This is a genomic window from Pantoea rodasii (genome assembly GCF_002095465.1).
GTDB lineage: Bacteria > Pseudomonadota > Gammaproteobacteria > Enterobacterales > Enterobacteriaceae > Pantoea > Pantoea rodasii.
In genome coordinates this window covers 1-12,581 of sequence record NZ_MLFP01000015.1, presented here as the reverse complement: position 1 = coordinate 12,581, position 12,581 = coordinate 1, and the positions used below count along the sequence as shown (strand labels likewise).

9 protein-coding genes and 3 pseudogenes are annotated in these 12,581 nt (G+C 52.5%); 5 read left to right on the top strand and 7 right to left on the bottom strand.

Going from position 1 to position 12,581, the window contains the following annotated elements:
* The first annotated feature begins 38 nt into the window (after window positions 1-38).
* Together glnL and glnG are read left to right on the top strand one after the other, a co-directional pair.
* Window positions 39-1,088, top strand: coding sequence for a nitrogen regulation protein NR(II) (gene glnL / locus HA45_RS17195; RefSeq protein WP_100702054.1), 1,050 nt, complete (start codon window positions 39-41; stop codon window positions 1,086-1,088).
* A gap of 7 nt (window positions 1,089-1,095) precedes the next feature.
* Window positions 1,096-2,504 (top strand): annotated as a pseudogene (glnG, locus tag HA45_RS17190) (nitrogen regulation protein NR(I)).
* Between the two features lie 34 nt (window positions 2,505-2,538).
* On the opposite strand, the gene hemN reads toward glnG, so the two are convergent.
* Entirely contained in the window at window positions 2,539-3,912 is a 1,374-nt protein-coding gene (gene hemN, locus HA45_RS17185) for an oxygen-independent coproporphyrinogen III oxidase (RefSeq protein WP_100702056.1), read from the bottom strand.
* A 236-nt stretch (window positions 3,913-4,148) separates the two neighbouring features.
* Entirely contained in the window at window positions 4,149-4,667 is a 519-nt protein-coding gene (yihI, locus tag HA45_RS17180) for a Der GTPase-activating protein YihI (RefSeq protein ID WP_100702057.1), read from the bottom strand.
* Window positions 4,668-5,216: 549 nt separating this feature from the next.
* Here yihI and yihA point away from each other — a divergent pair.
* The gene (gene yihA, locus HA45_RS17175) at window positions 5,217-5,858 is read left to right on the top strand and encodes a ribosome biogenesis GTP-binding protein YihA/YsxC (RefSeq protein WP_100702059.1); all 642 of its coding nucleotides are present in this window, start codon (window positions 5,217-5,219) and stop codon (window positions 5,856-5,858) included.
* Between the two features lie 85 nt (window positions 5,859-5,943).
* Here yihA and spfP read toward each other — a convergent pair whose 3' ends face one another.
* The 5 genes and pseudogenes from spfP to HA45_RS17155 form a co-directional block, all read right to left on the bottom strand.
* Window positions 5,944-5,991 (bottom strand): small protein SpfP, encoded by a 48-nt coding sequence (gene spfP / locus HA45_RS29430; RefSeq protein ID WP_071892919.1) that lies wholly within the window; start codon window positions 5,989-5,991, stop codon window positions 5,944-5,946.
* Between the two features lie 275 nt (window positions 5,992-6,266).
* Window positions 6,267-9,056, bottom strand: a complete 2,790-nt coding sequence (polA, locus tag HA45_RS17170; protein WP_100702060.1) for a DNA polymerase I — start codon at window positions 9,054-9,056, stop codon at window positions 6,267-6,269.
* A 367-nt stretch (window positions 9,057-9,423) separates the two neighbouring features.
* Window positions 9,424-10,053 carry a thiol:disulfide interchange protein DsbA gene (gene dsbA / locus HA45_RS17165; protein ID WP_100702061.1) on the bottom strand — a complete coding sequence of 210 codons (630 nt, stop codon included), beginning with the start codon at window positions 10,051-10,053 and terminating at the stop codon, window positions 9,424-9,426.
* Between the two features lie 26 nt (window positions 10,054-10,079).
* Window positions 10,080-11,067 (bottom strand): annotated as a pseudogene (locus tag HA45_RS17160) (serine/threonine protein kinase).
* A 46-nt stretch (window positions 11,068-11,113) separates the two neighbouring features.
* On the bottom strand, window positions 11,114-11,389 hold the full coding sequence (locus tag HA45_RS17155; RefSeq protein ID WP_100702063.1) for a YihD family protein: 276 nt from the start codon (window positions 11,387-11,389) through the stop codon (window positions 11,114-11,116).
* A 70-nt stretch (window positions 11,390-11,459) separates the two neighbouring features.
* On the opposite strand from HA45_RS17155, the gene mobA reads away from it, so the two are divergent.
* Window positions 11,460-12,032: a molybdenum cofactor guanylyltransferase MobA gene (gene mobA / locus HA45_RS17150; protein ID WP_100702064.1), complete on the top strand. Its 573-nt coding sequence runs from the start codon at window positions 11,460-11,462 to the stop codon at window positions 12,030-12,032.
* A pseudogene (gene mobB / locus HA45_RS17145) lies at window positions 12,032-12,531 on the top strand (molybdopterin-guanine dinucleotide biosynthesis protein MobB). The gene mobA and the pseudogene mobB overlap by 1 nt, the downstream one beginning before the upstream one ends.
* Window positions 12,532-12,581: the final 50 nt, after the last annotated feature.

The window sequence follows — 12,581 nt, the reverse complement described above, 5'->3', positions numbered from 1 at the left end:
AGGCTATAATGCACTAACTTAGTGCAGAGGAACGCTGTATGGCAACTGGCACACTGCCCGACGCGGGGCAGATTCTTAACTCTCTAATCAACAGTATTTTGCTGGTCGATAACGATCTGGTTATCCATTACGCCAACCCGGCGGCACAGCAATTACTGGCGCAAAGCTCACGCAAATTGTTCGGCACGCCATTACCGGAATTAACCGGCTATTTTTCGCTGAATATTGAGGTGATGAGCGAGAGTCTTGGAGCGGGCCAGGGCTTTACCGACAGCGAAGTCACCTTAGTGGTCGACGGCCGCGCGCACATTATGTCGCTGACCGCGCAGCGCTTACCCGAAGGCCTTATTCTGCTGGAAATGGCGCCGATGGATAATCAACGTCGCCTGAGCCAGGAACAGTTGCAACATGCACAGCAGGTTGCCGCCCGTGATTTAGTGCGCGGACTGGCACATGAAATTAAAAACCCGTTAGGGGGATTACGTGGCGCAGCGCAGTTATTAACGCGTGCCCTGCCCGATCCGTCGCTGCATGAATACACCCGAATTATTATCGAACAGGCAGACCGCCTGCGTAATCTGGTTGATCGCTTACTTGGGCCACAACAGCCGGGTATGCACGTGACACAAAGCATTCATCAGGTGGCTGAACGCGTGGTGAATCTGGTCTCGATGGAGTTGCCGGACAATGTCTCGCTAGTGCGTGATTACGACCCAAGCCTGCCCGAGCTGCCACACGATCCCGATCAGATAGAACAGGTGCTGCTTAACGTGGTGCGTAATGCGTTGCAGGCGCTGGGTGACGAGGGCGGCACTATCGTGATCCGCACGCGCACCGCGTTTCAGCTGACGCTGCACGGCACGCGTTATCGCCTGGTAGCACGTATTGATATTGAAGATGATGGCCCTGGCATTCCTGCTCAGCTACAGGACACGCTGTTCTATCCGATGGTCAGCGGACGCGAAGGAGGCACCGGTTTAGGTCTCTCCATCGCCCGCAGTCTGATCGATCAGCATTCAGGAAAAATAGAATTTAACAGTTGGCCAGGACACACCGAATTCTCGGTCTACCTGCCTATTCGCCAGTGAGGTTTCTATGCAACGAGGGATAGTCTGGATCGTCGATGACGATAGCTCCATCCGCTGGGTGCTCGAACGTGCGCTCACTGGAGCCGGTTTAAGCTGCGCCACCTTTGACAGCGCCAGCGAGGTGCTGGATGCGCTCTCGACCAAAACCCCAGATGTATTGTTATCGGATATTCGCATGCCGGGCATGGATGGACTGGCGCTGCTGAAACAGATTAAACAGCGCCATCCGATGTTGCCGGTGATCATTATGACCGCGCATTCGGATCTGGATGCTGCGGTGAGCGCTTACCAGCAAGGTGCGTTCGATTACCTGCCCAAGCCGTTTGATATTGACGAAGCCGTCGCGCTGGTTGAGCGTGCGATCAGCCACTATCAGGAACAGCAGCAGCCGCGTAATCAGCCGGTCAGCGGCCCGACAACCGACATCATTGGCGAAGCGCCAGCGATGCAGGATGTGTTTCGTATTATTGGCCGTTTGTCGCGCTCATCCATTAGCGTATTGATTAACGGCGAATCCGGTACCGGTAAAGAGTTGGTGGCGCACGCGCTGCATCGTCATAGCCCGCGCGCCAAATCACCGTTTATCGCGCTGAATATGGCAGCAATCCCGAAAGACCTGATCGAATCCGAACTGTTCGGTCACGAGAAAGGGGCGTTTACCGGAGCGAACCAGATTCGTCAGGGCCGTTTTGAGCAGGCTGATGGTGGCACGCTGTTCCTCGATGAGATCGGTGATATGCCGCTCGATGTGCAAACCCGCTTGCTGCGCGTGTTGGCCGATGGCCAGTTCTATCGCGTGGGCGGCTATGCACCGGTGAAAGTGGATGTGCGTATTATCGCGGCAACCCACCAAAACCTTGAGCTGCGCGTGCAGGAAGGCAAGTTCCGTGAGGATCTGTTCCATCGCCTGAACGTGATTCGCGTGCACTTACCGCCGCTGCGCGAGCGTCGCGAAGATATTCCACGTTTGGCGCGCTACTTCCTGCAAGTCGCCGCGCGTGAGCTGGGCGTCGAAGCGAAGATTCTGCATCCGGAAACTGAAACCGCGCTGACGCGTCTGCATTGGTCCGGTAACGTGCGCCAGCTGGAAAACACCTGCCGCTGGTTAACCGTGATGGCAGCGGGCCAGGAAGTGTTGATTCAGGATCTGCCGCCGGAACTGTTTGAGTCGAGCACGCCGGATAACCCGGTGCAGTCTCTGCCGGACAGCTGGGCCACCCTGCTGGCACAATGGGCGGACCGCGCGCTGCGTTCCGGTCATCAAACCTGCTCTCTGAAGCGCAGCCGGAGATGGAGCGCACCCTGCTCACCACCGCCCTGCGTCACACTCAGGGACATAAGCAGGAAGCCGCACGTTTGCTCGGTTGGGGTCGTAATACTCTGACGCGTAAACTGAAAGAGCTGGGAATGGAATAGGTGGGAATCAGGGGAGCGACATGCTCCCCTGTTTTTATATCACCCGCGAGAATTGCTGCATCCGTGCCTTTTGGCGCAGATAGCGGTCAAAGCACATACAGATATTACGAATCAATAAACGTCCAATCCCCGTGACCTGCAGACTGCGCCCGCGCCGTTCCAGCAAACCATCCGCCATCAAAGGCGCCAGTAACGCTAAATCGTCCGCAAAATACGTTTCGAAGGTGATCGGCCACTGCGCTTCTATCGCCGCAAAATCTATTGAGAAATTACAGATCAGCGTTTTGATGACATCACGGCGTAGGCCGTCATCATCGCTCAAGGTCAAACCACGCCACAGCGCGTTCCCGCTGTGCTCCACGCTGGCGTAGTAAGCCTTCAGCTCTTTTTGGTTCTGCGCGTAACTGTCTCCCAGCATACTGATCGCCGAGACACCAAATCCAACCAGCTCGGTCTCGCCTTGCGTGGTGTAACCCTGAAAATTGCGGTGCAGTTCACCCGCACGCTGCGCGATCGCCAGCTCGTCATCAGGTTTGGCAAAGTGATCCATACCGATGAACTGATAACCCGCTTCAGTTAAGGCAGTAATGGTTTGCTGCAGAATTTGCAGTTTTTGTTCCGCGCCAGGTAACTCATCATCTTTGATTTTGCGTTGTGCAGCGAACAAGGCAGGCATGTGCGCGTAGTTGAATACGCTGAGACGGTCGGGATTCAGCGCAATCACCCGCTGTAAAGTGAAGGCAAAACTTTCTGGGGTTTGCAGAGGCAGGCCGTAAATCAGATCCAGGCTCACTGAGCGGAATCCTCGCGCACGTGCACGCTCGACCAGCCCAAAGATAGTCTCTTCATCCTGCACGCGATTGACGCGCGCCTGCACCGCTTTATTGAAGTCCTGCACACCCATACTCAGGCGGTTAAAACCTTCGGCGCGCAGATGATCGATCATCTCCAGCTCAATTTCGCGTGGATCGACCTCAATCGACATCTCAACGTCATCTGCGAGAGCAAAATGACCACGCAGCAGTGCCACCAGCCGGCTGACCTGAGCCTGATTGAGGAAGGTTGGCGTGCCGCCGCCCCAGTGCAACTGCGTGACGCGGCGTCCGGCAAACAGCGGCGCACGCTGGCGGATCTCCTGTTCAAGCACATCAAGATAACGGTCAGCCTTGTGCAGCTGGCGCGTCACAATCTTATTACAGCCGCAGAAGTAGCAAAGGCGATGGCAGAACGGGATATGGACATACAGCGACAGAGAGCGTTCAGGGTAACGTTCAACCGCAGACTGGAAGTTTGCTTCGCCAAAGTGCTCATTGAACTCCAGCGCAGTGGGATAGGAGGTGTAACGCGGACCCGCGTAATTGTATTTTTCAATCAGCCGCTGGTCCCATTCAATCTGCTGCGATGACATGCTCACTCCTTACGGTGACGTCGTCTGAGAGAGGGTCGCGTGGCAGAAGAGGAGAGATAGCGGTGAGCCGAACGCCGGCGTAAACGCGACTTCAGACGCGACAGGCGACGAAGTTTAAACAATAACCACAGGAGATAACATGTCAGTAGCAGCGCTAAAATTGATCCAGGCCAAAGCATCAGCGAATACCTGTTTAGCGCGGCATGCGCAAAAGCACATGCCGATCAAAATATGCCTTAGTTGCCCTTCAGCAAGCGCATCATATCCACTTCGGCCTGCTCATCTTCAGCGCCGTCATCCAGGGCGATGCCAAGGGCTTCCATCAGCTCGTCAATGCGATCCAGCGTCTGATCGAGCCATGCCTGATCTTCAGCGCTGAGTGTCTCACCACTTTCCAGACGATCCAGCAAGGTGTCCAGACGCTCGTCATTTTCCAGTTTTGCTAATTCTTCTTCTGGTGTCAGACGGACCTTTTCGGCTTTTGGCTTCACTGTAGCCGCAGGTTTTTTCTCCGGCTGCGTTTTTCCATCGGCCACCAGCGCAACCGGTTTTTTACTGCCGGTACGTGGGTCCGCATTTTTCTGGCCCTGGCCTTTGCCAGCACCTTTCGTTTCCGGGTTAGCACGGTTGCCCGCTTTGAGGCCGCTGTGCTTTTTATCGCGTTTGCGATCGCGCGCTTCCTGGTTCAGTTCTTCACGCGATTTGCGTTTAGCTTTAGCAGGTTTGCCACGCTGGGCTGGTGCAGGTTGCTTCATGATGTCCGGTCTCGGTGATTTTTCTTCAGTATAGAATTGCGGCGAAATCTAGCAGAAAGAAGACAAAGAAAAAAGGCGATAGCCTATGCTATCGCCTTATTTCGCACCTTCTACCGAAGGAATAACGGTATAAATCCTTTACGGCTCACAACGTCCCGGTTGTTCCCTCGCCACATCGCTCCTGCGAGTAATCCTTTTCCCTGTTCGACTCTTGCCTGAATCACGTCCTGCCAAGCTCCTGGTCATCCCCGACACTCCTGAGCGCATCTTCCTGATGGGTGCTGCCGTGCACTGACACCAAATGTAGACCAATCAGTAAAATGAACAAGTGAGGTGTGAGGGTAATTTGAAGACATAATTCATGTCGCAAATATAACCAATTGAAAATAATCAACTTAATAACTTATGAAGATTCTATTAAACGGTAATGGCTGGCAGTAACAATCCTATATCTCTTACAAAATGGCGCGTTAAGACGCCATCGGGCACTTTTGCGCCATAACAGGTATAATCAGCCCAATTGCCGAATCACTCTGCTGGAGTTTTACTTTGTCTGCTTTGAATTATCACATGACCCATTTCGTGCTTAGCGCCCCGGATATTCGCCATTTACCGGCGGATGTGGGCATTGAGGTCGCCTTTGCCGGACGCTCTAATGCAGGCAAATCCAGCGCGTTAAATACCATCACCAACCAGAAAGGCCTGGCGCGAACCAGTAAAACGCCGGGGCGTACTCAGCTCATTAACCTGTTTCAGGTGGTCGAGGGGAAAACCCTGGTCGATTTACCGGGCTATGGCTACGCCGAAGTTCCGGAAGAGATGAAGCGCAAATGGCAGCGCGCGCTGTCTGAATATTTGCAGAAGCGTCAGGCTCTGAAAGGCCTGGTGGTCCTGATGGATATCCGCCATCCCCTTAAAGACCTCGATCAAAACATGATTGAGTGGGCACTGCAGAGCGGCATTCCCGTACTGGTGCTGTTAACTAAAGCGGATAAACTGGCATCAGGTGCACGCAAAGCGCAACTCAAACTGGTGCGCGAAGCGGCATTGGGCTTTGTGGGTGATGTGCAGGTAGAAATGTTCTCATCACTCAAGAAAATCGGCGTGGATATTGTTCGTCAGAAACTGGATAGCTGGTTCAGTGAATTGGAACCGGCGCAGGAAGGTGATGGCGAAGCGTTATCTGAATAAGGTCTAAAGCGGGTTTTCAGCCCGTTTTTTCAGATAAAGCCCAATAAAAACGCCCCAGTCATAAATGACTGGGGCGGCTAAATATTCAGCCAAATCCGATTACGTGAAGTAAAAGGTCTGAAAGATAGAACATCTTACCTCTGTACCCTACGCGATGAACTTTACCTGATTTTCCCCGACCTACAAAGGGTTTTTTGTGGTTAAGTTTCAGGATTCGACATCTTTTTTACCGTATTCGTCACACTTTGGCTTAAGGCATGTAGTTTAATTACTAAAAAAATGCTTAGCCGATAGGCAGTTACAAAACGCGCATTTAACAAGCGGCTTTACCCCGTTGCTGAACCGATTAAGTAAACTTTTTTCTTATGACGTTGCCAGCGGTTTGGATAAACCGCTGACATCATTTTATCAGTGTGCCTGATCCCAGTTATCACCCGTGCCGACTTCAACCTGCAACGGGACATCCAGTTTCATGCTGCTCTCCATCAGCTCACGGATCTTCGCGCTGGCACTCTCCACAGCATCCTTGTGGATCTCAAACACCAGTTCATCGTGCACCTGCATGATCATCTTCACATCGTCACCCTGCTGTTGCAGCAGCCAGCCATCCACAGCAATCATTGCGCGTTTGATAATGTCTGCTGCAGTGCCTTGCATCGGTGCGTTAATCGCCGCACGCTCGGCCGCTTTACGACGAATGGCATTACTGGCGTTGATATCGGGCAACCACAGACGACGGCCATCCAGGGTCTCAACGTAACCCTTCTCCGCGGCCTGCGCGCGCGTTTCCTCCATATAGCGCAATACGCCCGGGTAACGCTCAAAGTAGAGATCCATATACTTTTTCGCTTCGCCGGCGCCAATATTGAGCTGACGTGACAACCCGAATGCGCTCATGCCGTAAATCAGGCCAAAGTTAATCGCCTTGGCACTGCGGCGCTGCTCGCCAGATACCTTGCCAAACGCGACACCAAATACCTCTGACGCCGTCGCGCGGTGGATATCTTCACCCTGCGCAAACGCATCCAGCAGGCCTTTATCCTGCGACAGATGCGCCATGATGCGCAGCTCAATTTGCGAGTAGTCGGCAGCCACAATGCGCTTATCCGCACCGGCGATAAATGCCTGACGAATACGGCGACCTTCATCATTACGTACCGGGATGTTTTGCAGGTTCGGATCGGTAGATGAGAGACGTCCGGTCGCCGTGACCGCCTGATGATAGGAAGTGTGCACACGGCCGGTAATCGGGTTAATCATCAAAGGCAGTTTGTCGGTATAGGTCGACTTCAGCTTAGACAGGCCACGATGTTCCAGAATCACTTTGGGCAGCGGATAGTCCAGCGCCAGTTCAGCCAGCACTTCTTCGCTGGTTGATGGTGCGCCGCCCGGCGTTTTCTTGGTGGGCTTGATGCCCTGCTTTTCAAACAGAATGGTTTGCAGCTGTTTAGTGGAGGAAAGATTAAACGGCTCGCCCGCCAGTTCGTGGGCTTTCAGCTCGAGTTCAGCCAGACGCGTGGTCAGCTCCTGCGAGTGTTTTGCCAGGATATTCTGATCGATTAATACGCCGTTACGCTCAATGCGTGAAATCACTGTCACCAGCGGCATTTCGATATCGGTAAACACCTGCTTTGGACCGGCTTCCTGCTCCAGCTTTGGCCACATCTGTAAATGCAGCTGCAAAGTAACATCAGCATCCTCTGCGGCATAATGGGCGGCCTGCTCAACGGCAATCTGGTTGAAGGTCAGCTGGTTTTTTCCTTTACCGGCAATCTCTTCAAAGGTAACCGTTTTATGGTTAAGCCAGCGCGCTGACAGGCTGTCCATATCATGCTTACCGCCCACGCTGCTGAGGCAGTAGGATTCCAGCATGGTGTCGAATTTGATGCCCTGAAGCTCGATGTCGTAATTCTTCAACACGCCACGATCGTATTTGAGGTTTTGCCCCACCTTCGACGCTTTGGCATCTTCCAGTAACGGTTTCAGCTGTTTCAGTACTTCGTCGCGGTTAAGTTGATCGGGTGCATCAAGATAGTCATGCCCCACCGGCAGATAAGCCGCCTCGCCCGGAGCGACAGCAAATGACAGGCCGACAATTTGGGCACTCCAGCTATCCAGTGAATCCGTTTCCAGATCGAAGGCAAAAAGTTCCGCCTCTTTCAGCTTGCTCAGCCATTGCTTGAAGGTCGCCTCATCAAGAATGGTGACATAGCCATCAGCGGATAACACACTGGTGGTTTCTGCCGCCGCTTCTGCAGGCTCAGAGGTAAGCGATTTCTGCGCCTTCACATTGCTCTTTTTCCCCTGCAGCCATGTGCCATCCTGTAAATCAGTGATCCAGCGCTTAAACTCATAGCGACCAAACAGGCTTTGCAGTGCTTCCACATCAGGCTCGTTAACGATCAGCTGATCGCAGCCCAGTTCCAGTTCAACGTCGGTTTTAATCGTTGCCAGTTGATAGGAAAGGAATGCTACGTCACGGTTCTGTTCCAGCTTCGCCGCCATGGTTTTTGCGCCACGGAACGAGAGATCGGCGACCTTTTCAAGGTTGTCGTAAATGGACTGCATACCACCCAATCCCTGCAACAGGGCCTGTGCGGTTTTCTCACCCACGCCCGGCACGCCAGGAATGTTATCTGAGCTGTCACCCATCATGGCGAGGAAATCGATAATCAATGAAGGCGGCACACCGTATTTCTGCTCAACCTCTTCCGGGCCAAGCACGGTATTCGTCATGGTATTGATTAGCGTAATGCCCGGCGTCACCAGCTGCGCCATGTCTTTATCACCGGTGCTGATCAGCACCGCACGGCCCTGCTTCTCGGCTTCCAGCGCCAGCGTTCCAATAACATCGTCAGCCTCAACGCCGGAGACCGCCAGCAGCGGCAATCCCATCGCTTTAACCATCTCGTGCAACGGTTCAATCTGTGCACGCAGATCGTCAGGCATTGGCGGGCGATGCGATTTGTAGTGCTCAAATAACTCATCACGGAAAGTTTTACCTTTCGCATCGAAGACCACGGCCACATGGCTCGGCTGATACTGCATCAGCAAACTTTTCAGCATGTTGAGCACACCGTACATGGCGCCCGTGGGCTCGCCTGCACTGTTGGTCAGCGGCGGAAAGGCATGATACGCCCGGTAGAGATAAGAGGAGCCGTCTACCAGAATCAGGGGGTTTTCTGCAATTTGCGCCATAGGTTCGTATTTTCTTCGTTGCGATAATGAGGCTATAAGGATGCCACAACCAGAGAAGAATGTTGAATTTGCGCGGGGATGGCGGGATCTTTTTTCGTCGTAACGCGGCACGGATCGCAAGGATCTGTCTGTGGATAACTTTGTGCGTAAAAATCATAACGTATTGTTATTTACGTAAATTACAATCACATTACGAATAAAATCACTTAATATTCATATTGTTATGAACTTACTGTGACGTATTACGCCTTTTTAAAAGTGGGAGTGTCCATGTGGATATTAAGCGGAGGGTTAACAAAGAGATCGTTATTGCAGCGTTAAAATTGGGGTGAAAACGCCGACGGTGTCGGCGCTTTTTGCAGCCTAATTACTTCTTATCAACCAGGAACTTCACTACGTTGGCATAATCGGCAACGAAGTTATCCATAGAGCTGGTATCGAGACCACCGTTGTTAACCATGTATTTACCGTTAACAAAGATAGCAGGTACACCCTGCAGATTAAGATCTGCGGCAGCTTTCTGCTGCTGTGCAACCAATGCTTTTACCGCGAAGCTGTTCCACGCCGCATCATAATCTTCTGACGAGATACCCGCCGCCTCGATGAAGGTGGCTTTCAGGCTGGCCGCATCGGTAACCGTTTGGGTTTTCTGAATGCCGTCGAAGATCGGTGCAGTGACTTTGCTTTCCACACCCAGCGCCATTGCCACAGCCCATGCCTGCGTTACCACTGGACCGAAGTCTCCGCCGAGGAAATCAACGTGATATTTAGTCACTTTGGTGTCCGCTGGCAGGTTCTTTTTCACGGCATCACTTACGTGATAGACGCGTTCAAACTGGTAGCAGTGCGGGCAGAAGAAGGAGAAAAACTCCAGAACTTGTGGCTCGCCAGCAACCGGCTTTGGCAGCGTGACGAATTGTTTACCGTCATTAAACTGTGCCGCTGAGGCGCCAAATGCCAGCATTAAACCTACCAGCGCAAACATAATCTTTTTCATCGTGAAAAAATCTCCTGAGTACTTCATTAAAATTGCGGGCTAAGCTGCAACGGGGGGTAGATGTAACAGCTTCTCCTGCTCGATAAATAGTGCAATCTGTCGGCGCCAGAAATCCTCATCGGTCATCCAGGGAAAGGCGCGCGGAAAAGCGGGATCTTGCCAGCGGCGTACCACCCAGGCCAAATAATAAACCATGCGCATAGCGCGTAAAGGCTCAATCAGTGACAATTCATGTAAATCGAAGTCACTGAATTCATTATAAGCTTCCAGCAGAATATCCCACTGGATCAGCTGCTCCTGACGATCGCCGTTTACCAGCATCCACAGATCCTGCACTGCAGGGCCGTTGCGCGCATCATCAAGATCGACAAACATCGGGCCATCACGCCACAGGATATTGCCTGGATGGCAATCGCCGTGCAGCCTGAGCGGTTGCCAGTTGTTGTGCCAGCACTGCTGCAACGTGCCGCTCAGTTTATCAACGGCGTTCAGCAGCGCATCCTTCAAGGCAGCCGGCACCAGCGTGCTTTGCTCCAGCTCCTGACGGGGTTGGAAGACATACTCTTCCAGACCGAAAGTGGGGCGCTGTTGAAACAGGCTTTGGCGACCCGTTTGATGGATACGGCCGAGAAAACGGCCCACCCATTCCATCTGTTCTTCATTATCGGTTTCATATTGTCGCCCACCCAGGCTAGGGAAAACGGCAAACATAAAACCGGCATGATGATTCAGCGTGCTGCTCTGTAATGTCATAGGTGCCGCCACGGGCACTTCATCTGCGAGCAGGTCGTGCGTGAACTGGTGTTCTTCCTGGATTTGTTGCGCACTCCAGCGCTGTGGGCGATAGAACTTGGCCACATAGCGACGTTTATCGTCATCGCTGAACTGATAGACACGGTTTTCGTAGCTATTGAGGGCGGTTAAGCCGGATTCGACACGCAGACCGGTATCCCAGAGTGCATCAAGGATGACATCGGGGTTCAGCGTCTGGAAATTAAAGGCGGCTTCGCTCATCATTTTGCCTGTATGTTACCGTTGCAAGGAATGCGCAAGGATAACACTACTCATCATCCTTAATCACACCGCGTGCACGTAATAGCGCGGTTTTGAAGTCCACTTCATAGTCCTTTTTCAGCCCGGGAATTTCAGCACTGCTGCTGGCATCACGCATTTTGAGATGGTAAATCAATACATCATCCGTTAATTCACTTAATGGGCCACTGAAGCCGGATTCCAGCGCCAATTTTTGTAAAAATGCCAGCAGGTTAAGGTCGGACTCCTTTTGCCAGGCGGGTTGCAGGAGCTCGAACAGTTCATTAAGGCGATGATATTTCATTATTGATTCCTCTATGCAGTGGTACGCTGCCGTTATGCAAGTATCGTCCAGAATGGTTAAGGAGACGAAAATGACCGCATTTACCGGCGTGATCCTCGCGGGTGGGCAAGGCAGTCGTATGGGAGGTCAGGATAAAGGGCTGCTGGAGCTTCAGGGCCAGCCGCTTTATCAGCACGTTCTGCAGCGATTGGTGCCGCAGGTCAATATTGTGTTGATAAGCGCCAACCGCAACATTGATCGTTATCAGGCTAGCGGCTGTCTGGTTGTGACGGATTCAATGCCTGATTATCCAGGACCGCTGGCGGGCATATTGAGTGGTTTGCAGAACAGTAAGACCGAGTGGGTCGCCTTTTGTGCCTGTGATACGCCTTGGTTGCCAGAGGATTTCGTTGCACGTTTATGGCAGCAGCGCGGCGATGCGCCTGCAGTGTGGGTACGATCCACACTGCGCGATCATCCTGCATTGGCACTGATTAATCGATCCTTGGCCAACGATCTGGAAGCCTGGCTGCTCCGGGGTGAGCGGCGTTTGATGCAGTTTTTACGTGAGCATGGTGGGCATGCGGTGACGTTTGCGGATCCAGAGTCTGCGTTTCGCAACATCAATACACCTGAAGATTTAGTGAATGAGGAAGATCATTGATGGGCGTGCCTTTACTGGCGATTGTGGCATGGAGCGGCACCGGGAAAACTACCTTGTTGCAGCAGGTGATTCCGCTGCTTAAGGCACGCGGTATTCGTTCAGGGTTAATTAAACATACTCATCATCAAATGGATATCGATACGCCGGGAAAAGACAGCTATTTGCTGCGAAAAGCAGGTGCCGATCAAGTGATCGTCGCCAGCATTGGGCATTGATGTGCGAAACCCCTGATCAGCCGTTGGATTTAGCGGAACTAGCCGCACGTATGGACAGTTCAGTGCTAGATCTGGTACTGGTTGAAGGATTTAAAGATGAGCCTGTACCCAAAATCGCGCTGTGGCGGCATGGTGTAAAAGGTGAAGTTGCTGATTTACTGGATGAATACGTGATTGCGCTGGCAAGCGATGCGGAATTAGCGATTAACATCCCTCTTCTCGATATTAATCAGCCGGTTAACGTGGCTGACTTTATCGAAAACTGGCTGAAAACGCGTCAGTAAGGGGAAGATTTTTGCCTGACTGGATGAATTTCACACTTAAAGAGCCCTGA